Below are 25,302 nucleotides of genomic sequence, written 5' to 3'. Positions count from 1 at the left end.
GGCTGAACTCCGCTCTAGGCGGGCATAGGCGTATAGGTCAGGCGGCAGACGGTCCAGCCGTCCATGCGGGCCATGGTGAAGGCCCCGCCGAGCTGCCGGGCCATGGCGTGGACGATGCGCAGGCCCAGGCTCTGCGACTTGGCCGGCTCGAAGCCGTCCGGCGGGCCGGCGCCGTTGTCGCAGATGGTCAGCACGTGGTCGGCGCCGTCCTGCTCCAGGGCCACGACGATGCGGCCGTCCGAACCGGACGCGAAGGCGTGCTCCAGGGCGTTGTTGAAGCACTCCAGCATGACCAGGGTGACGGGGGTGGCCTGTTCGGGATGCAGGGCCGTCTCGCCGCCCTCGACGCGCACGGCGTGGCGGGCGCCGGCCGCTTGCCCCGCGTCGTCCAGCAGGGCCTCGGCGAAGGACCGGAAGGGCGTCGGCTCGCCGGTCTGGTCGTGCAGCTGGCGCTGGATCTTGGCGATGGTCTCGATGCGGCCGCCGGCTTCGGTCAGGGCGTGCCGGGCGTCCTCGTCCTTCATGCCCGACGACTGCAGGCGCAGCAGGGCGCCGACCACCTGGATGTTGTTGCTCACCCGGTGGTGCATCTCGCGATAGAGCAGGTCGCGGCTGCGGGCGAGGTCGGCCAGGCTTTCGCGCTCGACCGCCAGCTTGCTCATCGCCTGGCGCATGCCGTCGATGAAGAAGATGTCGACCGCCGTGACGAAGACGTAGAACGAGATCGCCACCATTGTCGCGAAGTCGAACCGGAAGCTGTTGTACGGCGGGATGAAGAAGTACCAGGCCGCCAGGCCCGACAGGGTCGCGCACAGGATCGCGGGACCGCGGCCGGCGAAATAGGCGGTCAGCACGATGGCCGGGAAGAAGGTCAGGTACGGAAAGCCGGGCGGGAACCAGCTGTTGAGCGCCAGGCGCACGAAGAAGGCGGCCGCGGCGGCGGCGACCGCCAAGGCGTAGCGCAAAGCGATCGAGGACGAGCCCACGCGCGACATGATTTTCGAAAAGGCCCCGACTCGTACGGCGTCGAAAGCTCACGTCGCCGTTGGCGGAACTATTTCCTAAAACAACTTTCGGGTCACGCAAATCCCGACCGCCATGGTCCGAATACGGAAAGGCCCGCTCGTCTGGCGACGGGCGGGCCCTGCGTGATCACCCTTGGGTGGAGGATCAGAACTTCTTGCTGGCGTTCAGGTACCAGTAGCGGCCGGTCGAGTTGGCCAGCGAGCCGTAGTAGCCGAAGTTCGACGAGTTCAGCGGCGGATCCTTGTCGGCGATGTTGCGCACGCCGACGCGGAAGGTCGTGCCGTCCATGCGGCCGCCGTTCTTGAAGGCGTACTGGCCGTAGAGGCTGACCGTGGTCCAGTCATCAACCTCGTAGTAGCGGCCGTTCACCTGGGTCACGCCGGTGTCGTAGACCGAGCCGACGTAGTTGACGAAGGCGCCGGCGCCCCAGCCGTCCTTGCGCCAGGTCATGCTGACGCTGCCACGGAACTCGGGATTGCCGTCCAGGCGGATCTGGCTGCCGGCGCTCGAGATCGTCAGGCCCGACAGCGTGCCGTCGGCGACGGCCTTCATCAGGATCTGCTCGATCGGGCTGGCGGCCTGGTCGTACTTGGTCAGCTTGGCCACGTTGACGGAGACGCCGAAGTCGCCCCAGGGGGTGTCGTCCAGGTCGTAGTCGAGGCTGAAGTCGACGCCCTGCAGGACCCGCGGCTGCAGGTTCATGTAGGTGTCGTTGATGTAGGAGATCGTGCCGACGGTGTTGGTGCCGGTCGCGGCCTCACGCACCACGTTGGGGTTCGAGCTGCCCTGCAGGCGCAGCAGGTAGTCGTAGGCGATCTGGTTGTAGCCGCCCAGGATGCCGATGACGTTCTTTTCGCGGATCGACCAGAAGTCGGTGGTCAGGGTGACCTTGCCGAACTCGATCGGGATGAAGCGCGGCTGGTAGACGAAGCCGATCGAGGCGTTGTCGGCTTCTTCCGGCTTCAGGTCCTTGTTGCCGATGCGCACTTCCAGCGTGCTGGCGCTGGAGCAGGTGACGGCGTTGATCCGGCAGGCGGCGTAGTCGGTGCGGCTGTTCGAGACGGTCGCGCCTTCGCTGTAGAACTGCGGCAGGTTCGGGGCGCGGAAGCTCTGCGACACCGAGGTGCGGAACGACAGGCCTTGGCCGACCTTCCACAGCAGGGCGCCCTTGGGCTTCAGCACGTTGCCGAAGTCGGAATAGTACTCGTCGCGGGCGGCGAGTTGCAGGGTCACTTCCTCGACGAACGGGATGTTCATGTCCGACGAGATGATCGGCACGGCCAGTTCGCCGAAGATCGACGAGATCTGGCGGTGGGCCGAGACGTCCGGAGCCGCCGAGGCGCCCATGACGTCGCTGCCGTAGGTCACGCCCGTCACCGAGTTGGTGTAGGTGATCGTGCCGTCCATGCGGTCGTCGCGGTCGTCGCTGAAGGTCTCGCGACGCCATTCGGCGCCCAGGGCCACGCCGACGTCGCCGCCGGGCAGGCTGAACAGGTCGGCCTTGTTGACCTTGAAGTCGGCCAGGGCCAGCGAGGTCTTGCTGATGCGGTAGACGTCGATCAGGAACGAGTTGACCGTCGCCTTGCTGTTGGGCGTGCCGTCCTCACCCGAATAGTTGGTCAGCGAGCCGCCGTTGAACGGGTTGTAGGCGGTCGAGTCCGTGCGGTTCACGGCCGCCTGGAAGAGGGTGTTGCTGATGGCGTTGTGGGTGGCGTCCTTGGTGTTGGCCTCGGAATACAGCACCGCCGATTCCCATTTCCAGCCGTTCCACTTGCCCTTCACGCCGCCCAGCAGGCGGTAGTTGTTGTCGGTGACGGTGTAGGTGCGCGGACCCGCGTCGACCGGACGATAGGTGTTGATGGTCATCGCCAGGCCCGTGGTCGGCACGCCCGTCAGGCCCGAGAGCCGGTTGGGGTTGGCCGAACCGTCGCTGAGCGTGGTCGGGCCGAAGGGGTTCCAGTAGGCGTTGGCGGCGATGCTGATCGGCGCCGACGACAGCGGGGCCGACTGCTCGCGCTGGCCGGTGAACAGGGCGTGGTAGAAGCCGGCTTCGCCGAACAGGGTCAGGCCGTTGTCCAGGTCCTTCTCGGCGGTCGAGAACAGGTTGGTGCGCTCCAGCCCGCCCTTGAGGGTGCGCTGGGTGTTCTCGTCATAGCGCAGCACGCGGTCGGCCGTGCCGGTGATCGTGCCCGACTTGATGCAGATATCACCGCTGAGCGTGGCGCTGCTGCAGCCGGCGGCGGTGTTGGACACCGGCTCGATATGGAACACGCCCGACGAGGTCAGGGCCGTGCCGTTCTGGCGAACCACCGTCGAGGACGGGATCACCGTGAACGAACCCCAGGGGCTGGAGGTCGAGCGGTTGTCGAAGCTGGTCGAGCCGGCGAACAGCTCGTCCTCGATCTGGCTGCGGTGGTCTTCGCTGGCGGCGTAGTCGCGCTCGGTGGCCATCATCCGGCTGTGAGCGGTGTAGTTGCCGAAGAAGGTCAGGCGCGTGCCGTCGTCCAGGCGCGTGCCGGCCTTCACGTTGAACGAGCCTTCGCGATAGCCGGTGCCTTCCGAGCCGCCGACCTGGCTTTCGATCTTCAGGCCCTGGAACTTGGTGTCGAGCACGGTGTTGACCACGCCGGCCACGGCGTCGGTGCCGTAGATGGCCGCGGCGCCGTCGCGCAGGACTTCCACGCGCTTCACGCCCGAGACGGGCAGGGCGTTGGTGTTGGCGGTCTGCACCGGGACGAAGTTCTCGGTCTGGGTGCCGGGGTGCAGCACCAGACGGCGACCGTTCAGCAGCATCAGCGTGTTGCCGGTGCCCAGGTTGCGCAGGTTGATCGACGAGACGTCGCCGCGGGCGTCGTTGAGGTTGCCGGTGGTGCGGGCTTCCTGGAACTGGACGTCGCCGGCCTGCGGGATCGAGCGGAACAGCTCGTCGCCCGAGACGGCGCCGGTGGCGACGATCTCGGCCTCGCCGACCACGGTCACCGGCAGGGCTTCGGTGGTCTTGGCGCCTTCGATCTGGCTGCCGACGACGACGATGGCTTCGACTTCGGCGACTTCTTCGGGAGCCGCTTCAGTCGCGGCGGCTTCCGACTGGGGGCGGGCGGCCGGGGCGGCGCGCAGGGTGATGGTCTTGCCGTCGTCCGAGGCGACGACCAGGCCGGCGGCCTCGGACAGGCGCTTCAGCGCCTCGGCGTCCGGCAGTTCGCCGGTCACGGCCGGGGTCTTGCGGCCGGCGGCGGCCTCGTACGGGAACAGGACCTGCTTGCCGGTCTGCTTGGCGTAGGTCTGCAGGGCCGAGATGGCGTCCTGCGGCGGGATGTTGAAGGTGTGGCGCGAGCCCTGGGCGGCGGCCTGACCGGCGATGGTCAGGACGGCGGCCGAGGCCAGCAGCAGGCCGCGGACGGTCCGGCGGCGTTGATCGGTACGCATGGACAAGCTCTCGAGTCCCCTTTGTCCGCCGCGCCCCCTCGACGCGACGTTCTTACCGGCTTCGACGGGGGGCGTTACGGAAACCTCCAGTCGCCGAGTAAAATTTGTGGCGGAGGTGTGACGGGTGTGGCGCATAGGCAACGCTGGGGCGAGAGGCGCGCGATCTCATCCTCACGCGGCGGGCCGCTGAGTTGATGAAGGGGAGCGGAGCGCCCGGGCTACGCCCGGAGGTGTGTAGACGGATACCGTTTCGACGAAGCCAAGACGCTCCGCGCGGTCGTTTGGCTGCCGGCTTCCCGGGCGGCGGCGCTCTTAACGCCTTACCAGGACCGTCCTTGGAGTTTCCTCTTCGGGCGGCGACGAGGAGAGGGGGTGTGCTCTGTAATCCTCGCCCAAGCCGACGGCGGGCGGGCCTGGCCAGCGCCAGGTCCCCGGACGCGACGGATCTTCCCAATCCGCCCCAGTCCCGCTCGATCGCATCCCGCCGCCGCATGGTCGCTGGCCGCGCGCCCCTTCGGTGCGGCGAGACCCAGTGATTATGCGGGTGGTTTGAGCGCGTCTGATCCAGGACGGTGAGAAAGTTGCAAGGGACTGGATTGGTTGGGGTTTGGTTCGGGCGCGATGGGGATTGGCTGCGCTCTATCCCCGTCCGAGATCCTTCTCCCCTTGCGGGAGAAGGTGGCGGCCGAAGGCCGGCGGATGAGGGGTCTCTCAAATTTGAGACGCCTCACCCGGCCTGACCGCCGCACGCAGCTTCGAGGTCTAAGAGACCCCTCACCCGACCCTGCTCCGCAGGGCCACCCTCTCCCGCAAGGGGAGAGGGATCGGGGAAAGCCTGGGTCCCCGCTTTCGCGGGGATTTTACGGGGGAGAGGGCGGCAGGCGGTTCGGAAGCTGAAAACGGCCCCCCTCCGGCCCTTCGGGCCACCTCCCCCAGAGGGGGAGGATCTCGAGCTACCCCTTGCGCGCCAGGCGGATCACGCCGTCGTCGCCTTCGCTGGCCCGGACCGGGAAGGCGCTGGTGACGGCGGTGACGAAGGCCTGGGGTTCGGTGCTCTGGAAGTAGCCGGCCAGGCGCAGGTCGGCGATCGAAGGGTCGGCGATGCGGACCTTCTGGCGATTGTAGCGGTTGAACTCGGCCACGGCCTGGCTCAGCGACTGGCCGTTCAGCGCGATGGCCCCCTGGCGCCAGGCCAGGGCCCGGTCGATCTCGGCGTCGGACAGCGGCTGGGCGTGGCCGCCATGCGGGCCGTAGACCATGGCCGTGCCGGCGGCGATCCGCACTTCCTTGGCCGGACCCTTGCCGTCGGGCTCGATGTCGGCCGCGCCGCGGCGGACGGTGACGGCGGCGTTCTCGGCCCCCAGGCGGACGGAAAGCTCGCCGCCGCCGGTCTCGATGCGGGCGTCGCGGGCCTTGACCACGAAGGGGCGGGCGTCGGGGGCGGCCTCGAACAGGGCCTCGCCCTTGACCAGCTTCACCTCGCGCACGCCGTTGCGGTAGCGGACGACGACCTTGCTGTCGGTGTTGAGCTCGATGCGGCTGTTGTCGGCCAGGACCACGACGCGGCGCTCGCCGATGTCGGTGGCGTAGGCGGTCGAGGCGGTGGCGCTGAGCATGCCGGCCCCGAGGACGCCGGCGATGGCGACGGCCGCCGCCATCATCGTCCAGGGCGAGCGGCGGTCGAAGACGCGGCGGGCTTCTTCCTGCGCGAACAGGTCGGCGTCAGGCTTGGCGGCCACAGGCTTGAAGACGCGCAGGCGATCGGCCCGCTCCCAGGCGGCGTGCTCGCGCTCGAAGGAAGCCTCGTTCTCGAAGCTTTCGGCGCGCCAGGCCTCGAAGGCGGCCCGTTCGTCAGGCGCGCAGGCAGGATCGGACAGCCGCACCACCCACTGGGCGGCGGCCGCTCTCACTGCTTCGCGTCGCGATCCCGCTTCCCGACCCATGAACGTCCTTCGTCGATACGCACTGGCTGGGTCGCGCCCGGGCGGCCCAGCTTTTCGGAACAGTAGCGAAGCCCCTTGATCAGGTGCTTCTCGACAGTCGAGACGGACAGGCCCATGCGAACCGCTATCTCGCCCGGCGACAGGCTATAGACTTTCCTGAGGGTGAATACACGCCGACATTGTGTCGGCAGCTCGGCGATCGCCTCGCGCAGCTGGCGAAGCTCGTCGCGCGAGACCAGCGAGGCCTCGGGTCCGGGGGTCTCGTCCATGCCGCCGATCTGCTCGAAATCGGCCACGGCGGTGATGGTCAGCACCTTGCGGCGACGCAGGCCGTCGAAGGCGATGTTGCGGATGGTGCGCGAGGCGAAGGCGGCGGGATTGGTGATCTCGCGCCAGGTCTTGCAGGCGATCACCCGGGCGAAGGCGTCGTGGACCAGATCTTCCGGATCGGCCTCGCCGTTGCGGCAAAACTTGCGCGCATAGGCCAGAAGGCGCGGTTCCAGAGGCAGGATCTCCCTGCGGAACCAAGCTCGGCGCTGTTCGTCTTCTGGTGTCATCGCCCTCGTTTCCCCGGCCGGGAACCAACCCCGGCGAAGCCGTCGTGGCAAGAGGCGAACACGCGCCCCGACGGCGGAGAGGGCTTATGCGCCGTGTTTCCGCAGGTAACATTGCCAGGTGGGGCAAGGACTTGCGCCCGGTGGGGCGACGCCAAAAGATTCAGCAGATTTTTTGCGCGGCCTGTCCGTCAGGCGGGCGCTCGCGCCTCCTTCGGTCGAGCAGTCCGGAGAGCTCGCCCGCAAGGCGCAAATCTTCGACGAATTCGGCCCGCGCCCGCTCGCGGGCGTCGTGGTCGGGCAGGCGCAGCAGGAAGGACGGGTGGTAGGTCAGCACCGCCTGGGTTTGATCGGGCAGTTGCAGCGCCTTGCCGCGATTGGCGCCGATGGGGGTGGACTTGCCCATCACCGCGTGCGCCGCCGTCGCGCCCAGGGCAACGATCACCCGGGGGCGGACGAGGCGTCGCTCGGCGTCGAGCCACCAGCGGCAGGCCTGGACTTCGCCCCGGTCGGGGGTCTTGTGGAGGCGTCGCTTGCCGCGCGGCTCGTGCTTGAAGTGCTTCACGGCGTTGGTGACGTAGGTCTTGGCGCGCGGGACGCCGGCTTGTTCGAGCGCCTCGTCGAACACCTGTCCGGCGGGGCCGACGAAGGGGCGGCCGGCGAGGTCTTCCTGGTCGCCGGGCTGCTCGCCGACGAACATCAGCCGGGCATGGGCCGCGCCTTCGCCGGGCACGCCCTGGGTGGCGTCGCGCCACAGGTCGCAGCGGCGGCACAGCTGCACGCCGGCGGCCACGGCTTCGAGGCTCGTGGGAACGTCGCCGTTGTAGGATCCGTCGCGGGCCTGGCGCAGGGCGGCCTTCAGCACGCGGTCGGGAGCGGGCGAGGGCGGGGCGGCGACCATGGCGGCGGCGCGCTCCTGGGCGGTTTCGATCAGTTGCGGAATGAGCCGCGCCTCGGGAAGGTTGCGCCAATACCGCTTGGGCATCTCCTGGCGCATCATCTTCTCGTTCAGCCGCGCCGGGTTGAAGATCGAGGCGTAGTAGGTGCGCCAGAGCTCTTCCTGGGCGTCCTCGGCGGGCGCGTCGGCCGGATCGGCGCCGTCGGAGACCTGTAAGCTCTCGCCGTCCCAGGCCACGCAGGCGTCGGGCGTCAGTATGGTCCAGGTCATGGTGGTGAAGCGGCGGGCGAAGAACGGCGCGGCGGCCTCGGTGACGCGGTGGGCCGGCTCGAACCAGGCGGCGTAGGCTTCCGGCTCGGTCTCGATCAGGCGAAAGCGCACGAAGGCGTGCATCTTGTGGATCGCCCGGCTGACCGCCTTTTCCATGTCGCGGGCCTTGGCGACATCGGGATCGGCGGGGTTGTCGATCAGGCGGGGCTCGCGCTCCAGCCGCCAGAGCAGGCGATAGAGCAGGGCGAACCGTTCGCCCGAGCGGTGCAGGACGACGGACTTGGCTAGTTCGACGAAGGCGGGCGGGACGGTGAAGGCGCTGGCGGTGGGCGCGGCGGTCGGGGTGACGGGCGCGGCTTCGAAGAGGTCGCGCTCCACCGTCCAGATCACCGTCTCGGGCGGAACGCCTTCGGCCCGCAGCGCTCGCGCGGCCGTTCGCCAGCCGTCGAAGTCGATCTCGGAGGCCAGCCGCACCACGCGCATCAGAAGAGGCTCAGCTGGGCCGGCTCGACCAGGCGGGCCTTCAGGCGTTCGTCGTCGGTGGCCATGCCCGGCGTCCAGCCCTCGGCGACGACGAAGGCCTTGGCGCGCTTGACCACGGCCCCGACGCGCTTGAGGTCGTCGATCGTCAGCCGCGCCTGGCGCCGGGCCAGCAGGATGCGGTCGACGGCCTTGGCGCCCAGGCCCGGCACGCGCAGCAGGGTCTCGCGGTCGGCGGCGTTGACGTCGACGGGGAACCTGTCGCGGTTGCGCAGCGCCCAGCCGGTCTTGGGATCGACGGAGAGGTCGAGATCCTCGCCGGCGCCGATGATCTCGGGCTGTTCGAAGCCGTAGAACCGCATCAGCCAGTCGGCCTGGTAGAGGCGATGCTCGCGCAGCAGGGGCGGGCGGCTGGACGGCAGGCGGTGACTGGAGTCCGGGATCGGGCTGAAGGCCGAGTAATAGACGCGGCTGAGGCGATAGGCGCCGTAGAGCGAGGCGCTGCGGGCCAGGATGTCGCCATCCTTGGCCGCGTCGGCGCCGACGATCAGCTGGGTCGACTGGCTGCGGGCGAAGGTCTTGCGCGGCGCCGTGCGGGCCGGCTCGGCGCGCTCGTCGATGGCCAGACGCATGCGGCCCATGGCCCGCTTGATGTCGCCGACGTCCTTCTCCGGGGCCAGGGACTTGAGGCTCTCGTCCTGGGGCAGTTCGATGTTGATCGACACCCGGTCGGCATAGAGTCCCGCTTCGGCCGCCAGTTCAGGCGAGGCCTCGGGGATGAGCTTGAGGTGGATGTAGCCGCGGAAGTCGTGGTCCAGCCGCAGCGCCTTGGCGATACGGACCATCTCCTCCATCGTGTAGTCGCCGTTGCGGATCACGCCCGACGACAGGAACAGGCCCTCGATATAGTTGCGCTTGTAGAAGTTGAGGGTGAGGTCGACGACTTCCTGCACCGAAAACCGCGCCCGGGGCGTGTTCGACGACACCCGATTGATGCAGTAGGCGCAGTCGTAGATGCAGAAGTTGGTCAGCAGGATCTTCAGCAGGCTGATGCAGCGCCCGTCGGGGGCGTAGGCGTGGCAGATGCCCATGCCTTCGGTGGAGCCGACGCCCTTGCCGCCCACGGAGTCGCGCTTTTCCCCGCCCGATGAGGCGCAGGAGGCGTCGTACTTGGCGGCGTCGGCGAGGATGGAGAGCTTGCGGCGGATATCGAGAACGGCCATCCGCACAGTCTATAGTTCTCTATTTGTTCCGTCGAGTTCTGTGATGTCGCACTTGGCGCGGAACCGGCCAGGCGGCTCGCGCGATCCCTTTACGAAAAAGGGAGTTCGCAATGGCGCGCCGCAAGGAAGACTGGCCCTCGACGATGCTCGACGCCTGGGCGCTCGGGATGGAGGCTTCGGCCGTCATCGGCCTTAGGACCATGGTCCTGGCCGGCGGAGGGGCGCGGGCGCAGAGCGAGGCGATCCGCATGACCACCGAAAAGATGGCGGCCGCCGCCGACGTCGGGTTGAAGTTCTGGACCGGCGGCCTGCCTCAGGCTCCGGACGCGGCGACGCGGGCGGTCGTGAAGCACTACCGCGCCAAGGTGAGGGCCAACCGCCGGCGGTTGGCGAAGGGGTAGCCCCCTCAAATCGTCATCCCGGCCGGAGCGTAGCGGAGAGCCGGGACCCAGGGGGCTGGGCTGGGTGGTGGCTTCATCCGCCGGCGGTTGCAAGCGCGTAGCGGCGGCCCCTGGGTCCCGGATAAGCCCTGCGGGCTTTCCGGGATGACGAACGTGGGGGGAGGCTTGGGCGAGGTCTCAATCCGGCCGCAGTGACTTCGGACCCACCGCATGCACCCGCTTGCCGCCCAGCGCCCCGGCCAGCGGCGGGGCGGCGAACAGGTTGGAGAAGGCCTGGTCGAGGATGTTGAGGCCCCCGGTATAGGCGCCGAAGGCCGGCAGGATAAGGCGCTGCCCGTCGGTGACGAAGCAGCGCTTGCGCACGCTGCCGCGTCCGCTGGAGACGCGGGCGGCCGGGTGCAGGTGGCCGGCGACCTCGCCGGGCTGGACGCCGGGCTCGGGCTCGTGGCGCAGGATCAGGCCGCCGATGGAAAGCTCGTCGATGACCTGGCCGGGCAGGGCGCGGGGGCCGTCGGCGTCGTGGTTGCCCACCGCCCAGACCAGGTCGCGACCGACGGACAGGGCGCGCAGGCGCTCGGCGTCGTCGGCGGCCAGGCGATCCTCGGCCGCGCCGTCGTGGAAGCTGTCGCCCAGGAAGATCAGCGTCGCGGGCGTCAGCGCGGCCACCTCGGCCTCAAGCCGGGTCAGGGTCTCGCGGGTGTCGTAGGGCGGCAGCATCTGGCCGAAACGGGCGGCGTAGGACGAGCCCTTCTCGAAGTGCAGGTCGGCGACCACCAGGGCGCGCTCTGCCTCCAGCCACAGGGCGCCAGAGCCGCGCAGCAGCACCAACCGCTCGGACACCATGACCGTCAGGCCGCCGCAGTCGCTGAGCTGGAACTTCGTCAAGCCGAACACCTCAAGAGAGAGCCTCCGCGATCAGGTCTTCCTCCGCCTCGGCCAGGATCATGTCGCTGGCCGCGTCGCCGGGCGCGCGCTCGCGGCCGATCTCCAGCATGATCGGCACGGCGAAGGGCGAAACCTTGTCCAGCGCCGCATGGCGGATGCGGCCCTTGATGCGGGCCAGTAGATCCCCCAGCCGCGCCACGTCCAGCTGACCGGTCGCCGCATCCATGCGGGCGCAGCGCAGCAACAGGTGGTCGGGCTGGTGCTTGCGCAGCACGTCGTAGATCAGGTCGGTCGAGAAGGTGACCTGGCGGCCGGACTTCTCCTCGCCGGGATAGCGTCGCTCGATCAGGCCGCCGACCAGGGCGCAGGCCTTGAAGGCCCGCTTCATCAGGAAGCTTTCGTTGAGCCAGTCCTCGAGGTCGTCGCCGAGCATGTCCTGGTCGAAGAGGTCTGAGAGGTCGAGCTCGTCCATCGGCCGCAGCGACCAGATGTTGAGCGCATAATCGTTGCAGACGAAGCCCAGCGGCCCGACGCCCAGGCGGTCGAGCCGGCGGGTCAGCAGCATGGCCAGGGTGGTGTGGGCGAGGCGCCCCTCGAACGGATACATGACCATATGGAACCGCTTCCCGCGCGGGAAGGTCTCCAGCAGCATCTCGTCCTCGTCCGGGATCAGCGAGCGGAGCTTCTGGTAGGCCATCCACTCCTGTACGTCGGGGGGCAGGGCCAGCCACTCGGCTTCGTCGTGCATCATCTTGCGCACGCGCGACGCCAGATAGGTCGAGAGCGGGAACTTCGACCCGCCCCAGCTGGGCATCTTCGGGTCCTTGTCCGGCGCGGGCGTGACGAAGGCGTCGGCGCCCACCAGACTGTTGAACCGCCAGACCTGGCCGGCGAAGATGAAGGTGTCGCCGGGCGTCAGCTGCTCGAAATAGCCTTCCTCGGCCTCGCCGATCTTGCGGCCGCCCATGGGCCTTCTGCCGCCGCCGATCCTCACATTGACCACGGCCGGTGAGACGATGGCGCCGACGTTCATGCGGTGGCGCTGGATGACTTGCGCGTTGCGGGCCTTCCAGAAGCCGTCGGCGTCTTCCACGATCCGGCGGAAGCGGTCGTAGGTCTTGAGCGCGTAGCCGCCGGTGGAGACGAAATCGACGACGGTCTCGAAGTCTTCCCACGAGAGGTCGGCATAGGGGCCGGCGGAGCGGACCTCGTCATAGAGGTCCACGAGCTTGAAGGGCTCGGAGCAGGCGCAGCCCATGATGTGCTGGGCCAGGACGTCGAGGGCGCCGATCCGGGCCGGCTCGCCGTCGAGGTGGTTCTCCAGTATGGCGTCGGCGGCGGCGCGGCACTCCAGCATCTCGAAGCGGCTGGCCGGCACGAAGAGAGCGCGGCTGGGCTCGTCGAGGCGGTGGTTGGCGCGGCCGATCCGCTGGACCATCCGCGAGGCCCCCTTGGGCGCGGCCAGCTGGATGACGAGATCGACGTCGCCCCAGTCGATGCCCATGTCCAGCGTCGAGGTGCAGACCACGGCCCGCAGCTCGCCGCGGGCCATGGCGGCCTCGACCTTGCGCCGCTGCTCGGCCGACAGGCTGCCGTGGTGCAGGGCGATCGGCAGGCCCTCGTCGTTGAGCTTCCAGAGCTCTTGGAACGCAAATTCAGCCTGGAAGCGCGTGTTGACGAAAACGAGGGCCGTGCGGCTGGCGGCGATGATCGCATAGACCTCGGCCATGGCGTGCTGGGCGGTGTGGCCGGCCCACGGCACGCGGCCGCCGGAGACCAGGACCTCGACCACGGGCTGGGCGCCGCCGGAGCCGAGGACGAGGTCGACGGAAAGAGGAACCTCCCCCTGTGGGGGAGGCGATCGCGTAGCGATCGGAGGGGGGAGGGCGTCCGGCGTTTCGGAAGCTGAAACCGCCCCCCCACCGGCGCTTTGCGCCGCCTCCCCCAGGGGGGGAGGTTCCTTGGTTTCCAGACCCTCCCCCTGAAGGGGGAGGTGGCCCGGAGGGCCGGAGGGGGAAGGGACTGTTGAGGTGGATGTACTTCCCCCTCCGTCGCCTTTGGCGACACCTCCCCCTTCAGGGGGAGGGTTTTTACCCAGCCACTTCCGTACCAGATCCGGATCATCCACCGTCGCCGACAGTCCCACCCGGCGCATCCTCGGCGCGAACTGCTGCAAGCGCGCGATGTCCAGCGCCAGCAGGTCGCCGCGCTTGGAGGGCCACATGGCGTGAGCTTCGTCGATGATCACGCACGACAGGTCGGCGAAGTATTCGCGGGCGCCTTCCCAGGCGCAGAACAGGGCCAGCTGCTCGGGCGTGGTCAGCAGGATGTCGGGCGGGCGGATGCGCTGGCGGGCCTTGCGGCTTTCGCCGGTGTCGCCGGTGCGGCTCTCGGCGACGATGGAGAGGCCCATCTCGCGGATGGGCGTCATCAGGTTGCGCTCGACGTCGACGGCCAGGGCCTTGAGCGGCGAGATGTAGAGGGTGTGGATGCCGGCCGGCGTGTTGCGGGGCGCCCGTTCGGCCAGCGCGATCAGGCTGGGGAGGAAGCCGGCCAGGGTCTTGCCGCCGCCGGTCGGGGCGATCAGCAGGGCGTCGCGGCCGGCCTTGGCCTTCTCGACCATCGCCAGCTGGTGGGCGCGTGGGGCCCAGCCCCTGGTGGCGAACCAGTCTTGAAAGCGCGGAGGAAGCAGGTCGGCCGGAACCATCGACGGGGCTATAGCATGTTCCTGTTCTGTTTCTGGCGGGGAATCGACACTATCCACCGAACAGCGTGCGAAGTTTGCCCTGGCTCGCCAAGCTTCCTAGGGTCGGCCCCGCAAGTTTTCGGAGTTCGCCCATGTCCCGCGCCGCCCTTCTGCTGACCGCCGCCCTGGCCCTGCCGGGTCTCGCCCTGGCGCAGAGCGTCGACAGCGGCCCGATCGATCCGGCCAGGCTGTCGGAGATCACCCGGGTGCTGGCGTCGGACGAGTTCCAGGGCCGCGCGCCCGGCGGTCCGGCCGAGCAGAAGACCACCGACTACATCGCCGCCCAGTTCAAGGCGCTGGGCCTGGAGCCGGCCGGGGACGCAGGGTCCTACACTCAGAAGGTGCCGCTGGTGCACACCCGCATCGACGGGCCGATCGCCATGAGCTTTTCCACCGCCGGCGGCGCGGTGCCCCTCGCCCAGGGCGAGCAGGCCCAGGTCATGACCCTGCTGCCGGTCGACGCCGTGGCGATCAAGGACGCGCCGCTGGTCTTCGTCGGCTACGGCGTCAGCGCGCCCGAGCGCGGCTGGGACGACTTCAAGGGCGCGGACCTGAAGGGCAAGGTCGCCGTCTTCCTGATCAGCGATCCGGACCTGGAAGCCGTGGAGGGCGAGCCCGCCTTCGGCAAGTTCGGCGGCAAGGCGGCCACCTACTACGCCCGCTGGACCTACAAGTACGAAGAGGCCGTGCGGCGCGGGGCGGTCGGCGCCCTGATCGTCCACGAGACCCTCGGCGCCGGCTACGGCTGGAGCACGGTCAAGGCCTCGAACGGCGAGGGCTACGATATCGTCCGCCCGAACCCGGCCAAGGAGAAGCTGCAGCTGCAAGGCTGGATCCAGCGCGACACGGCCGTCGATCTCTTCAAGCGCTCGGGCCTGGATTTCGAGGCCCTGAAGACGTCCGCCCGTAATCCGTCGTTCAAGCCCGTCACGCTGAAGGGGGCGAGCTTCTCGGCCGCCTACAAGGTGGCCCATGAGGCCATGGTCAGCCACAACGTGGTCGCGCGCCTGCCGGGCACGACCCATGCCGACGAGAGCCTGATGTACGCCGCCCACTGGGACGCCTACGGCGTCGGCGCGCCGGACGCGCAGGGCAAGACCATCCGGGCCGGCGCGGCCGACGACGCCATCGGCGTGGCGGGCGTGATCGAGGTCGCACGGGCTTTCAAGCAGGGCCCGGCGCCGCAGCGCTCGATCCTGTTCGCCGCCTGGACGGGCGAGGAGCGGGGTCTGCTGGGCTCGGAATACTATGCCGTGAAGGCCGGCGACGCCGCCCTGGGCAAGATGGCCGCCAACTACACCCTCGACGTGCTGCAGACCGCCGGGCCGGCCAAGGACATCGTGCTGGTCGGGGCCGGCCAGAACGAACTGGAGCAGGGCCTGGCCAAGGCTGCGGCCGCGCAGGGGCGCACGGTGACGCCGGACGCCAAGCCGGAGCGGGCGCTGTTCTACCGCGCCGACCACTTCTCGCTGGCCAAGCGCGGCGTGCCGGTGCTGCTGGTCATGGGGCTGGGCGGCGGGGCGGACCTGCTGAACGGCGGCCGCGCGGCCGGCGACGCCTGGGTCGCCGACTACACCAGCCGCTGCTACCACCAGCCCTGCGACGCCTGGAGCGCCGACTGGGACCTGCGCGGCGCGGCCCAGGACGTGGCCCTGGTCTACGAAGCCGGCAAGGCGATCGCCAATTCGCGCACCTGGCCCGACTGGAACGCCGGCTCGGAGTTCAAGCCGGTCCGCGCGGCCAGCGCCTCGGCTCGCAAGTAGGGGCCTCAGGCGAGGCCCGCGCGTCTGGCGTAGGCCTCGCGCGCTCGGCCCGAGCGCACGAAGACGCGGGTGATGCGCTTGTCGACGCCCTGGATCAGGTCGGCGAAGTGATCGCTGGCGGCCTCGATGTCGGCGGCGGTCAGGTCGTCCTGGAAGTCGAGGGTGACGCCCAGCAGGATCTCCTGGGGGCCGAGGTGCATGCTCAGCACTTCGGTCACGCTCTCGATGCGCGGGTCGGCCTCCAGCGTCTCGCGCACGGCTTCGACGATGCGCGGGGAGGCGGCCTCGCCGGTCAGCAGGCTGCGGGTCTCGTTGGCCAGGAAGACCGCCACCACCACCAGCAGGACGCCGATGGCCACCGAGGCCGCGCCGTCGGCCCAGGGCAGGCCCAGCATGGCGCCGGCCACGCCCAAGGCGGCGATCGCCAGGCCGGCCAGGGCTGCGCCGTCCTCCAGCAGCACCGCGAAGATCGACGGATCCTTGCTGCGGCGGATGGCGGTGAAGAACGGGGCGTCGCCGCGCAGGGTCTTGAACTCCTTCAGCGCCACTAGGAACGAGCCGCCCTCGAAGAGGGCGGCCAGGCCCAGCACCACGAAGTTGATCCACGGCCGGTCGATGGCCTCGGGGCTGCGGATCTTCAATACGCCCTCGTAGATCGAGAAGGCCCCGCCCAGGGCGAAGATCAGCAGGGCGACGACGAACGACCAGAAATAGACCTCCATGCCGTAGCCGAACGGATGGCTGGCGCTGGGCTTCTTCCGGGCGCGGGCCAGGCCCAGAAGCAGCAGGCCCTGGTTGCCGGTGTCGACGCTGGAGTGGATGGCCTCGGTCAGCATGGCCGACGAGCCGGTCAGGGCGAAGGCGACGAACTTGGTCGCGGCGATGGCCAGGTTTCCGGCCAGGGCGGCGTAGACGACGATGTGGGCGCTGCTGCGGTTCGCGGTCGAGGCCATGGCGCAGCAACGCGGGCTGGCGGCGCGCGTTCCTGCCGGATCGTCGTTCCTCCTTTGCCCGGCCCCCTTTACCACTAGGCGGCGAGCCCTTACGCAGGGCGCTCTTTACCGGCCGCGACGGGCGGCCGAATCCACGCAAGGTCCTTTCATGCCCTCGGGTCTCGTCGCGCTTCTGGATGACGTCGCCGGCATCGCCAAGATCGCCGCCGCTTCGATCGACGACGTCGGGGCCGCCGCCGGCAAGGCGGGCACCAAGGCCGTGGGCGTGGTGGTCGACGACGCGGCCGTGACCCCGGGCTACGCCATGGGCTTCACCCCCGACCGCGAGCTGCCGATCGTGGCCAAGATCGCCGTCGGCTCGCTGCGCAACAAGCTCCTGTTCCTGCTGCCGGGCGCGCTGTTGCTCAGCGCCTTCGCGCCCTGGCTGGTGACGCCGATCCTGATGATGGGCGGCGCCTATCTGGCGTTCGAGGCGACCGAGAAGATCCTTGAGATCTTCGTCCATCACGACGAGGCGGTGGAGACCGAGGAACTGGCGCTCAGCGGTCCGGAACTGGAAAAGGAGAAGGTCGGCGGCGCGATCCGCACCGACCTGATCCTGTCGGCCGAGATCATGGCCATCGCCCTGGCCGACGTGTCGGACCAGTCGATCCCCGTGCAGGCCGCCGCCCTGGCGGTGGTGGGCGTGGTGATCACCATCCTGGTCTATGGCGTGGTCGGGCTGATCGTGAAGATGGACGACATCGGCCTGCACATGGCCAAGAGTCCGCGCGCGGCGACGCAGAAGTTCGGCCGCGGCCTGGTCAAGGCCATGCCGGTGGTGATGAGCAGCCTGGGCTATATCGGCACGGCGGCCATGCTGTGGGTCGGCGGCGGCATCATCGTGCACGGCCTGCACCACTTCCACCTGACGCCCATCCCCGGTTGGGTCGAGGCTGTGCAGCACTGGGCCGGCCTGGTTCCGGCAGTCGGTCCGGTGACGGGCTGGCTGGCCATGGCCCTGGCTTCGGCGGTGGTCGGCCTGGTGATCGGCGGCGTCATCGCCGGCGTGCTGCATTTCATTCCGCGCAAGAAGGCGCACTAGGGGCGGGGATGGCCGAACCCAAGCCGAAAGCCGTCAAGAAGGCCGCGCCGCGCAAGTCGGTGAACGCGGCCAACCTGGCGCATCTGGGGCCCGAGGCCCTGGCCGAGCTGCTGATGGAGGTGGCCGAGGGCCACGCGGCCATCAAGCGCCGGCTGAAGCTGGCCCTGCTGGGAGAGGTGGGGGCGGCCGATCTGGCGGCCGAGATCGACAAGCGCATCGACGCCATCGCCGACAGCCGCGCCCGCATCAACTGGCGCAAGTTCAAGGAATTCGTCCGCGATCTGGACGCCCACCGCGCCTCGGCCGCGGGGCGGCTGGGGGAGCTTGATCCCAACCTCGCCGTGCCGGTGCTGGTGCGGCTGGTGCGGGTGTCGGAAGACCTGGAAGGCCGGATCAAGGATCCCAAGGGCGAACTGGCGGCGGTGTTCGACCAGGCGGTCGTGGACGTCGCGGCCCTGTCGCCCAAGGCCCTGACGCTGGACAGCCGCTCGCTGGCCGACGCCCTGCTGGCCTTCGTCGAGGGGGCCTCGACCAAGCTGTCGGTCGATCTGCTGCGCGCCGCCGCCCCGGCCCTGGCCGGCGACGCCGTGGCGGTGCTGCGGGGCAAGGTGCGCGAGCGCCTGGCCGCCCAGCGCCGTCCCGACCCGCGCCTGCGCGCCGCCGCCCAGGTGCTGGCCGACCTGGAAGGCGACGTCGAGGGCTTCGCGGACCTGTTCACGGCCTCGCAGCTGGTGCTGCCGCCGATCGGCGCCCAGGTCGCCCGCCGCTACCTGGCCGTCGGCCGCATCGCCGACGCCCTGGCGGCGCTGGACGTCTCGGCCCCCGGCCCGGGGATCGTCGAGCAGGCCGATGTCGGGGCCGTGGCCTGGAACGAGGCCCGCATCGCCGTTCTTGAAGCGGCCGGCGAGCCGCTGGAGGCCCAGGCCGTGCGCTGGGCGAGCTTCAAGGCCACCCTGTCGGTCGAGATGCTGCGGGCCTTCCTCAAGGGGCTGCCCGACTTCGAGGACGTCGAGGCCGAGGACCAGGCCCTGGACTACGCGCAAGGCTATCCCGATCCGTACAAGGCGCTGGCCTTCCTGACCGCCTGGCCCTCGGCGGCCGGGGCGGCGCGGCTGGTCATGGAGCGGGGACCGGCGCTGCATGGAGAACGGACGCAGGTGCTGGAGCCGGCCGCGCGCCTGCTGGAGCACCGCCATCCGCTGGCCGCCACCGTGCTGCTGCGGGCCATGGTCGACGACGTGGTGCGCTACGGCCGGGCCGACCGCTATGCCGACGCCGCCCGCTGGGTGCTGGAGGCCGAGTCCCTGGCGCCGGGCCTGCCCGACGATATGGCCATAGACGATCACCCGACCTGGGCGCGGCGGGTGGCGGGCTACCGCCGGCTGTAGCGACTGGGGGCTGCGGCGTAGCGACGCGGCCTGCTACAAGCCTCTGATAAGCAAGCCTTAAACGTACGGGGCGCAGAGGTGGCGGTTCTCGTCCGCAGCCGCCGCGATGTCCCGATTGCCCTGGTTCCGCCCCGTACCCTCGACCCCTGAACTGATGAAGGCGCAGGTGCGCGCCTTCTCCAGGCAGGTGCCGATGATGTACGCGCTGGTGCTGGTCAACACGATCGCCCTGTCGGCGACCCACATCGACAACACGCCGCTGCTGCTGACCCTGGGCTTTCCCAGCCTGCTGACCGTGATCAGCCTGATGCGGCTGGTGACCTGGTGGCGGGCGCGCAAGACCGCCATCGACCAGGCCGGGGCCAAGCGCATGCTGCGCCAGACCCTGATGTTCGCCGGGCTGCTGGGCCTGGGCTTCACCTTCTGGGCGTTCAACCTGTTTCCCTACGGCGACGCCTTCGCCAAGGCGCACGTGGTGTTCTACATGGCCATCACGGCCATCGGCTGCGTGTTCTGCCTGATGCACATGCGGGCGGCGGCGTTCCTGCTGACCGCCATCGTCGTCGGGCCGATCACCGTCTTCCTGCTGGCCAGCGGCAATCCGGTGCTGACCGCCATCGGCTTCAACATGGCCCTGGTGGCGGTGGCCATGCTGGTCATCCTGCTGATTTCGTACCGCGACTTCTCCAATCTCGTGGAATCTCAACGGGGGCTCGAAGAGCGCCAGGCCGAGATCCAGAGCCTCAGCGACGACTATCTGCGCCTGGCCAACATGGACGGCCTGACCGGCCTGCCCAATCGCCGGCAGTTCTTCGCGCGCCTGCAACGGGTGACCGACGAGGCCGCCGCCCAAGGCCGCCGCTTCGCCGTCGGCGTGATCGACCTGGACGGCTTCAAGCCGGTCAACGACGCCTATGGCCACGCCGTGGGCGACCGCGTGCTGGTCGAGGCCGGCGACCGCCTGGCCCGCGACCACGGCCAGCCGCTGTTCGTGGCCCGGCTGGGCGGCGACGAATACGGCCTGATCATCGAGGCCGACCTCGATCCCGAAGCCTTGCAGCGCCTGGGCGCCGACCTCTGCGCGGCCCTGCGCGAGCCCTACTGCTTTCCAGGCGTCACGGCCCAGGTCTCCGGCTCGGTGGGCTTTGCCGTCTATCCGCAGGCCGCCAGCGCGCCCAACCTGCTCTACGAGCGCGCCGACTACGCCCTCTATCACGCCAAGCAGAACATTCGCGGCGCGGCGGTGGTGTTCTCGGCCGACCACGAGACGGCGATCAAGACCGCCGGCCTGATCGAGCAGGCCCTGCGCCACGCCGACATGGACGCCGAGTTCCGCCTGGCCTTCCAGCCGCTGGTCGACATCAAGGACGAGCGCACCATCGGCTTCGAGGCCCTGGCCCGCTGGACGAGCCCGACGCTTGGCGTCGTCTCGCCGGGCGACTTCGTGCCGGTGGCCGAGCGTTCGGGCCTGATCGCGCGGATGTCGCCGGTGCTGCTGGGCTGGGCCCTGGAGGCGGCGGCGACCTGGCCGGAGGACATCCGGCTGTCGTTCAATCTGTCGGTCCGCGACATCGCCTCGCCCGAGCAGATCGCCCGCATCATCGAGATCATCCAGGCCAGCGGCGTCGATCCCGGCCGCATCGACCTGGAGGTCACCGAGACCGCCGTCATGCGCGACTTCGACCAGGCGGCCCGCTCGCTGGCGGCGCTGAAGGCGCTGGGCGTGCGCATCGCGCTCGACGACTTCGGGGCCGGCTATTCCAGCCTCAGCTACGTGCACCGCCTGCCGATCGACAAGCTGAAGATCGACGGCAGCTTCATGCGCGGCCTGGAGGCGGCCGACAAGCGCCGCGCCATCGTCAAGACCATCCTCGACCTCTGCCGCAACCTGGGCCTAGACTGCGTGGTCGAAGGCGTCGAGGCGCCCGAGCAGCTGGTGCTGCTCCAGCCCCTGGGCTGCCGCGTGGTGCAGGGCTTCCTGTTCGCGCGGCCCATGCCGGGCGAGGCGGTTGCGGGCTATCTGGCGGCGGAGCGGGGCGCGCCGGCGCAGGACGCCGAGGGGCTGCGGTCGGCGGGGTAGGGGAGCGCGCCGGTCGGCCTAGTCGCCGAAATGGTTCGTCAGGCGCTTCAACACCTCGATCGCGGCTGCCTGCCGCTCACGAAGGTGGTCGGAAGCCGCAGCCTTGATCTCCGCGCGACGCAGCAGTTCGCGCAGAATGACCCGGCCCTGATCGTCCTTGGCGCGCCCGGTGCGAAGGCTTTCGTGCAGATGCGTGAGCTGTTCTTCCAAGGCTCGCACATAGTCACGCAGGTCGGCGGCGTCGTAGGCCGTCTCTGTCGCGGTCAGCCTTTCCGCGCCGAGCGTCCGCCGGCTGTCGCTCCAGATGTCATGGAGGACGGCGTGTCGCTCGAAGATTTCGACTTCGAGTTCCTCGTCCGAGAACCCTTCCAGAGCGGAGGCGTCGAAATCGGGAGCTTCGAAGACAAGCGACCACACCGGTTTGGCGTCCGGATCCTGGATGTAGCCGAACGGATGAATCCTGATCTCGGCCTGGCCGTCGGCGAAGACGCAGCGCGAATAGAGGCCGGAAAACTCGATCTTGGGGGCGGGCGGCATTGGGTGTCTCGGACGTGGGATGGTGCAGCTTGAGCATGGCGGGAAGCCCATGTCAGCCGGAACTCCGCGGCCGCCCTCATCGGCCGCCGGGCTGTCCCGATGCTCGTAACGCCGATCTTCGAATTCGTCCCCATACGATCAAACCCAGTAGCGCTGTTCGCCAAGCTGTGATTGCATCGAGAAAAATAAGGGGAGAGGAACGAATGGAACTGGTCCAATGGCCGGCGCTGATTGCGTTGGCGGTCGGCGTCGTGGTTTGGGGCGGCGTGATTCTGGTCCGCAATTGGCGCGAAGCGCCCGCGGCGGCCGAGGAAGACCTCGACTAGTCTTTCGAGATTTCATCTGATCGATCGCCAAGGCCGCCCGATGCTGGCGGCCTTGGCGCGCTTTGGCGTGTGCTGGCGTCGGCCGGCGGGCTCGACTAGCTTGCCGGCATGACCACGCCGCTTTCCGCCCTCAAGCCCATCGTCCTGACCACCGACGCCGGCGTCGCCTTCCTGCAGCGCCATCCGGCCACGCGCGAGGTGGCGACCGAGGCGACGGAGGCGGGGCTGCTGCGGGCGAGCCTGCACTTCGTCGACGCCATCGAGCCCCCGCCGGAAGAGCAATGGGCCATGCCTAACGCCGACGTGCCGGAAGGCCGGGAACATGACCTGAGCTTCAGCAATACCGGCCATTCGCCGCCTTACGGCTTCTGGATCACCCACCCCGACGTGCTGGCCTGGGCGACGGAGTTCGTCGAGGACGACGGCGCGGCGTGGGAGGTCCGGGTCTGGCTGAAATAGGCTTGGGGCCTGGACTGGGCGACGTTCGCCGGTCGGGCCTATTCATCTATCGCCTTCCTGGGCCTTGTGCCCAGGATCCATGGTTCCGCTGCTCAGATCTTCGCAGGACGGCCTGGATCTGAGCGGTCGCCGGCATGGGCCCTCGCCACGAGGGCGAGGGAGGCGATCGGGGGCAAGGACGCGCCGCATACAGGCGCGCCTCCTCGCGGAAGCCTACCGCCTGACGACACAAAACTCTTGTCAGATAAGCTGGTGCGGGCGGTCGGGGTCGAACCGACACTCCTTTCGGAACCGGATTTTGAGTCCGGCGCGTCTACCAGTTTCACCACGCCCGCGCTTCGCTGCTTGCCCGGGGGCGAAGCGAAGAGGCGACTTCCTAGCAGCGGTCGCCCGGAAGTTCCAGAGGCGTTTCACTCACCCCAGCCACGGCGCTTTCGCCAGCCGTTCGGCCAGGAACTCCATCAGCACCCGCACCCGCGCCGGGCGGATGGCGCTGGGCGGGGTGACCAGGTGCATGGCGATGGGGGGCGGGGTCCAGTCGGCCAGGACCTGCTCCAGGCGGCCGTCGGCGACGTCGTTCCAGACCATGAAGTCGGGCTGCATGGCCAGGGCCTGGCCCTCCAGCAGCAGGGCGCGGAAGACGTCGGCGTTGTTGGCGCGCAACTGGGCCGGCACGCTGATGGCGTATTGGCCCTGCTGGGGGTGCTCGAACCGCCAGGCGTCGCGCGAGCGGCCGCCGGTGTAGAAGAGGGCGCGGTGGCCGGTCAGGTCTTTCGGGTGCTGGGGCCGGCCGTGGCGGTCGAAATAGTCCGGCGAGCCGACCAGCATCACCCGCACCGGGCACAGGCGTCGGGCCAGCAGGCTGGAATCCTCCAGGGCCGAGATCCGCAAAGCGAGATCGAAGCCGTCCTCGACGATGTCGACCAGCTGGTCGGACAGGGAGAGCTCGACCGACACCTCCGGATAGAGGGCGAAGAAGTCGGAGAGGGCAGGGCCCAGATAGCCGATGCCGAACGACATCGGCGCGGCCATCCGCACCAGGCCGCGGGGGACGGCCGACTGGGCCGAGGCCTCCAGCTCCAGCGCCTCGCCGTCGGCCAGCAGGCGGCTGGCGGCCTCCAGCGAGCTCTGACCGCTGTCGGTCAGCGACAGCCGGCGCGAGGTGCGGTGGAAGAGGGTGGCGCCCAGCCGCTGCTCCAGCCGCGAGACGGCCTTGGAGACGGTGGCGTTCGACAGGCCCAGGTCCTTGGCGGCCCGGGCGAACGAGCCGGTCTCGGCCACCTTGGCGAACACGGCCCAGGCTTCGAAGTCGGGAAGCTTCATCATGTCAATTTTAGAAATGGTTTCTTTCGACCATTTCTATTTCGGTTCGGGCGATCTGTCTCCATCTTCCTCGTCAACGGAGACGCCGACACGGCTTCCCCACCTGACACACCGGGAGATCGATATGATCGAAGTTCGCAAGTTCGACAGCCTGGGCGGCGCCAATCACGGTTGGCTCGACGCCAAGCACCACTTCTCGTTCGCTGGCTACCACGATCCCAAGCGCGTTCACTGGGGCGCCCTGCGGGTCTGGAACGACGACACCATCGCCGCCGGCACCGGCTTCCCGCCGCACCCGCACAACGACATGGAGATCATCACCTATGTCCGCGAGGGGGCGATCACCCACCAGGACAGCCTGGGCAACAAGGGTCGCACCGAAGCGGGCGACGTGCAGGTGATGAGCGCCGGCACCGGCATCCGTCACTCGGAGTACAACCTCGAGCCGGGCGTGACCAAGATCTTCCAGATCTGGATCATTCCGGACCGCGGCGGCGAACCGCCCGCCTGGGGCGCCAAGCCGTTCCCCAAGGGCGACCGCTCCGGCAAGTTCGTGGCCCTGGCCAGCGGCTTCGAAGGCGACACCGACGCCCTGCCGATCCGCACCGACGCCCGCGTCCTGGGCGCGACGCTGAAGGCGGGTGAAGAGACCGAGTATTCGCTGGGCGACGGCCGCCACGCCTACCTCGTGCCCTCGACCGGCAAGGTCGAAGTCAACGGCGTGGCGCTGAACACCCGCGACGGCGCGGCGATCGCCAACGAGAACACCATCCGGGTGAAGGCTCTGGAAGACGCCGAACTCGTGCTGGTCGACGCCGCCTAAACCTTCAAGACGCGGCGCAGGTCGCCGCGTCTTTTCCTCCCCAACCTCAAAGAAGACTTCCCTAGGAGACTCTCATGGCCAAGGTTCTGGTCCTTTACTACTCGTCGTACGGCCACATCGAGACGATGGCCAAGGCCGTCGCCGAAGGCGCTCGCAGCACTGGCGCGACCGTCGACATCAAGCGCGTTCCGGAAACCGTGCCGGAAGAGATCGCCAAGGGCGCTCACTTCAAGCTGGATCAAGAGGCCCCGATCGCCACCGTCGCCGAACTGGCCGACTACGACGCCATCATCATCGGCACCGGCACGCGCTTTGGCCGCTTGAGCTCGCAGATGGCCGCGTTCCTCGACCAGGCCGGCGGCCTGTGGGCCCGCGGCGCGCTGAACGGCAAGGTCGGCGGCGCGTTCGTCTCGACCGCCACCCAGCACGGCGGCCAGGAAACCACTCTGTTCTCGATCATCACCAACCTGCTGCACTTCGGCATGACGATCATCGGCCTGCCCTATAGCCACCAGGGCCAGATGAGCAACGACGAGATCGTCGGCGGCGCGCCCTACGGCGCCACCACCGTCGCCGGCGGCGACGGCAGCCGCCAGCCGACCCAGATCGACCTGGACGGCGCCCGCCACCAGGGCGAACTGATCGCCGCCGCGGCTATCAAGCTGCACGGCTAAGAGACCGGGCCAGGTTCCTCCCCCATCCCGACCTGGCCTG

General features: G+C 69.1%; 20 protein-coding genes and 1 tRNA gene. 9 read left to right on the top strand and 12 right to left on the bottom strand.

Features of this window, described 5'->3' with window-relative positions; all coding sequences use genetic code 11:
• Positions 1-14: 14 nt before the first annotated feature.
• From AC07NS_RS10620 to AC07NS_RS10595, 6 genes are all read right to left on the bottom strand, one after another.
• Positions 15-995: a sensor histidine kinase gene (locus tag AC07NS_RS10620; RefSeq protein WP_494603064.1), complete on the bottom strand. Its 981-nt coding sequence runs from the start codon at positions 993-995 to the stop codon at positions 15-17.
• 175 nt (positions 996-1,170) lie between these two features.
• A complete protein-coding gene (locus AC07NS_RS10615; RefSeq protein ID WP_494603063.1) occupies positions 1,171-4,452 on the bottom strand; it encodes a TonB-dependent receptor in 3,282 nt (1,093 codons plus the stop codon).
• A 953-nt stretch (positions 4,453-5,405) separates the two neighbouring features.
• Entirely contained in the window at positions 5,406-6,362 is a 957-nt protein-coding gene (locus AC07NS_RS10610; RefSeq protein WP_494603062.1) for a FecR family protein, read from the bottom strand.
• A complete protein-coding gene (locus AC07NS_RS10605) occupies positions 6,359-6,952 on the bottom strand; it encodes an RNA polymerase sigma factor (RefSeq protein ID WP_110119596.1) in 594 nt (197 codons plus the stop codon). Before AC07NS_RS10605 ends, AC07NS_RS10610 begins: the two co-directional genes overlap by 4 nt.
• A gap of 160 nt (positions 6,953-7,112) precedes the next feature.
• Positions 7,113-8,600, bottom strand: a complete 1,488-nt coding sequence (locus AC07NS_RS10600; RefSeq protein WP_494603061.1) for a UdgX family uracil-DNA binding protein — start codon at positions 8,598-8,600, stop codon at positions 7,113-7,115.
• Positions 8,600-9,820, bottom strand: a complete 1,221-nt coding sequence (locus AC07NS_RS10595; RefSeq protein ID WP_494603060.1) for a putative DNA modification/repair radical SAM protein — start codon at positions 9,818-9,820, stop codon at positions 8,600-8,602. Before AC07NS_RS10595 ends, AC07NS_RS10600 begins: the two co-directional genes overlap by 1 nt.
• 110 nt (positions 9,821-9,930) lie before the next feature.
• Here AC07NS_RS10595 and AC07NS_RS10590 point away from each other — a divergent pair, with 110 nt between their 5' ends.
• Positions 9,931-10,221, top strand: a complete 291-nt coding sequence (locus AC07NS_RS10590) for a hypothetical protein (protein WP_494603059.1) — start codon at positions 9,931-9,933, stop codon at positions 10,219-10,221.
• Between the two features lie 177 nt (positions 10,222-10,398).
• Here AC07NS_RS10590 and pdeM read toward each other — a convergent pair whose 3' ends face one another.
• Both pdeM and AC07NS_RS10580 read right to left on the bottom strand, forming a co-directional pair.
• Positions 10,399-11,106: a ligase-associated DNA damage response endonuclease PdeM gene (pdeM, locus tag AC07NS_RS10585; protein ID WP_494603058.1), complete on the bottom strand. Its 708-nt coding sequence runs from the start codon at positions 11,104-11,106 to the stop codon at positions 10,399-10,401.
• A 10-nt stretch (positions 11,107-11,116) separates the two neighbouring features.
• Positions 11,117-13,813, bottom strand: coding sequence for a ligase-associated DNA damage response DEXH box helicase (locus tag AC07NS_RS10580; RefSeq protein ID WP_494603057.1), 2,697 nt, complete (start codon positions 13,811-13,813; stop codon positions 11,117-11,119).
• 131 nt (positions 13,814-13,944) lie between these two features.
• Between AC07NS_RS10580 and AC07NS_RS10575 the strand changes: the two genes are divergently transcribed.
• A complete protein-coding gene (locus AC07NS_RS10575) occupies positions 13,945-15,615 on the top strand; it encodes a M28 family metallopeptidase (protein ID WP_494603056.1) in 1,671 nt (556 codons plus the stop codon).
• 5 nt (positions 15,616-15,620) lie between these two features.
• Here AC07NS_RS10575 and AC07NS_RS10570 read toward each other — a convergent pair whose 3' ends face one another.
• Positions 15,621-16,568, bottom strand: coding sequence for a cation diffusion facilitator family transporter (locus tag AC07NS_RS10570; protein WP_494603055.1), 948 nt, complete (start codon positions 16,566-16,568; stop codon positions 15,621-15,623).
• A gap of 148 nt (positions 16,569-16,716) precedes the next feature.
• Here AC07NS_RS10570 and AC07NS_RS10565 point away from each other — a divergent pair, with 148 nt between their 5' ends.
• The 3 genes from AC07NS_RS10565 to AC07NS_RS10555 all read left to right on the top strand — a co-directional run bounded on the left by AC07NS_RS10565 (position 16,717) and on the right by AC07NS_RS10555 (position 21,120).
• Positions 16,717-17,652, top strand: coding sequence for a DUF808 domain-containing protein (locus AC07NS_RS10565; RefSeq protein ID WP_494603054.1), 936 nt, complete (start codon positions 16,717-16,719; stop codon positions 17,650-17,652).
• Between the two features lie 8 nt (positions 17,653-17,660).
• The gene (locus AC07NS_RS10560; RefSeq protein WP_494603053.1) at positions 17,661-19,040 is read left to right on the top strand and encodes a DUF6880 family protein; all 1,380 of its coding nucleotides are present in this window, start codon (positions 17,661-17,663) and stop codon (positions 19,038-19,040) included.
• Between the two features lie 106 nt (positions 19,041-19,146).
• Complete coding sequence (locus AC07NS_RS10555; protein WP_494603052.1) at positions 19,147-21,120, top strand: putative bifunctional diguanylate cyclase/phosphodiesterase; 1,974 nt, start codon at positions 19,147-19,149, stop codon at positions 21,118-21,120.
• A gap of 18 nt (positions 21,121-21,138) precedes the next feature.
• Here AC07NS_RS10555 and AC07NS_RS10550 read toward each other — a convergent pair whose 3' ends face one another.
• Positions 21,139-21,657: a hypothetical protein gene (locus AC07NS_RS10550; RefSeq protein ID WP_494603051.1), complete on the bottom strand. Its 519-nt coding sequence runs from the start codon at positions 21,655-21,657 to the stop codon at positions 21,139-21,141.
• Positions 21,658-21,860: 203 nt separating this feature from the next.
• On the opposite strand from AC07NS_RS10550, the gene AC07NS_RS10545 reads away from it, so the two are divergent.
• Both AC07NS_RS10545 and AC07NS_RS10540 read left to right on the top strand, forming a co-directional pair.
• Positions 21,861-21,983, top strand: coding sequence for a hypothetical protein (locus tag AC07NS_RS10545; protein WP_494603050.1), 123 nt, complete (start codon positions 21,861-21,863; stop codon positions 21,981-21,983).
• Between the two features lie 108 nt (positions 21,984-22,091).
• Entirely contained in the window at positions 22,092-22,442 is a 351-nt protein-coding gene (locus tag AC07NS_RS10540; protein WP_494603049.1) for a hypothetical protein, read from the top strand.
• Between the two features lie 250 nt (positions 22,443-22,692).
• Here the strand turns inward: AC07NS_RS10540 and AC07NS_RS10535 are convergent.
• Positions 22,693-22,777, bottom strand: a tRNA-Leu gene (locus tag AC07NS_RS10535).
• Between the two features lie 79 nt (positions 22,778-22,856).
• Positions 22,857-23,765: a LysR family transcriptional regulator gene (locus AC07NS_RS10530; protein ID WP_494603475.1), complete on the bottom strand. Its 909-nt coding sequence runs from the start codon at positions 23,763-23,765 to the stop codon at positions 22,857-22,859.
• A gap of 124 nt (positions 23,766-23,889) precedes the next feature.
• Here AC07NS_RS10530 and AC07NS_RS10525 point away from each other — a divergent pair, with 124 nt between their 5' ends.
• Positions 23,890-24,588, top strand: coding sequence for a pirin family protein (locus tag AC07NS_RS10525; protein WP_494603048.1), 699 nt, complete (start codon positions 23,890-23,892; stop codon positions 24,586-24,588).
• A gap of 74 nt (positions 24,589-24,662) precedes the next feature.
• Positions 24,663-25,262: an NAD(P)H:quinone oxidoreductase gene (gene wrbA / locus AC07NS_RS10520; RefSeq protein ID WP_494603047.1), complete on the top strand. Its 600-nt coding sequence runs from the start codon at positions 24,663-24,665 to the stop codon at positions 25,260-25,262.
• Positions 25,263-25,302: the final 40 nt, after the last annotated feature.

This window comes from Caulobacter sp. GW821-FHT10A10 (assembly GCF_059415745.1).
This window is presented reverse-complemented; position numbering and strand designations above follow the sequence as displayed.

What these genes read in the sequence shown, in the direction of transcription:
- AC07NS_RS10620 (WP_494603064.1), bottom strand. Translation starts at nt 995, where the DNA reads ATGTCGCGCGTGGGCTCGTCCTCGATCGCTTTGCGCTACGCCTTGGCG.
- AC07NS_RS10615 (WP_494603063.1), bottom strand. Translation starts at nt 4,452, where the DNA reads ATGCGTACCGATCAACGCCGCCGGACCGTCCGCGGCCTGCTGCTGGCC.
- AC07NS_RS10605 (WP_110119596.1), bottom strand. Translation starts at nt 6,952, where the DNA reads ATGACACCAGAAGACGAACAGCGCCGAGCTTGGTTCCGCAGGGAGATC.
- AC07NS_RS10600 (WP_494603061.1), bottom strand. Translation starts at nt 8,600, where the DNA reads ATGCGCGTGGTGCGGCTGGCCTCCGAGATCGACTTCGACGGCTGGCGA.
- AC07NS_RS10595 (WP_494603060.1), bottom strand. Translation starts at nt 9,820, where the DNA reads ATGGCCGTTCTCGATATCCGCCGCAAGCTCTCCATCCTCGCCGACGCC.
- AC07NS_RS10590 (WP_494603059.1), top strand. Translation starts at nt 9,931, where the DNA reads ATGGCGCGCCGCAAGGAAGACTGGCCCTCGACGATGCTCGACGCCTGG.
- AC07NS_RS10580 (WP_494603057.1), bottom strand. Translation starts at nt 13,813, where the DNA reads ATGGTTCCGGCCGACCTGCTTCCTCCGCGCTTTCAAGACTGGTTCGCC.
- AC07NS_RS10575 (WP_494603056.1), top strand. Translation starts at nt 13,945, where the DNA reads ATGTCCCGCGCCGCCCTTCTGCTGACCGCCGCCCTGGCCCTGCCGGGT.
- AC07NS_RS10570 (WP_494603055.1), bottom strand. Translation starts at nt 16,568, where the DNA reads ATGGCCTCGACCGCGAACCGCAGCAGCGCCCACATCGTCGTCTACGCC.
- AC07NS_RS10565 (WP_494603054.1), top strand. Translation starts at nt 16,717, where the DNA reads ATGCCCTCGGGTCTCGTCGCGCTTCTGGATGACGTCGCCGGCATCGCC.
- AC07NS_RS10560 (WP_494603053.1), top strand. Translation starts at nt 17,661, where the DNA reads ATGGCCGAACCCAAGCCGAAAGCCGTCAAGAAGGCCGCGCCGCGCAAG.
- AC07NS_RS10555 (WP_494603052.1), top strand. Translation starts at nt 19,147, where the DNA reads ATGTCCCGATTGCCCTGGTTCCGCCCCGTACCCTCGACCCCTGAACTG.
- AC07NS_RS10550 (WP_494603051.1), bottom strand. Translation starts at nt 21,657, where the DNA reads ATGCCGCCCGCCCCCAAGATCGAGTTTTCCGGCCTCTATTCGCGCTGC.
- AC07NS_RS10545 (WP_494603050.1), top strand. Translation starts at nt 21,861, where the DNA reads ATGGAACTGGTCCAATGGCCGGCGCTGATTGCGTTGGCGGTCGGCGTC.
- AC07NS_RS10540 (WP_494603049.1), top strand. Translation starts at nt 22,092, where the DNA reads ATGACCACGCCGCTTTCCGCCCTCAAGCCCATCGTCCTGACCACCGAC.
- AC07NS_RS10530 (WP_494603475.1), bottom strand. Translation starts at nt 23,765, where the DNA reads ATGAAGCTTCCCGACTTCGAAGCCTGGGCCGTGTTCGCCAAGGTGGCC.
- AC07NS_RS10525 (WP_494603048.1), top strand. Translation starts at nt 23,890, where the DNA reads ATGATCGAAGTTCGCAAGTTCGACAGCCTGGGCGGCGCCAATCACGGT.
- wrbA (WP_494603047.1), top strand. Translation starts at nt 24,663, where the DNA reads ATGGCCAAGGTTCTGGTCCTTTACTACTCGTCGTACGGCCACATCGAG.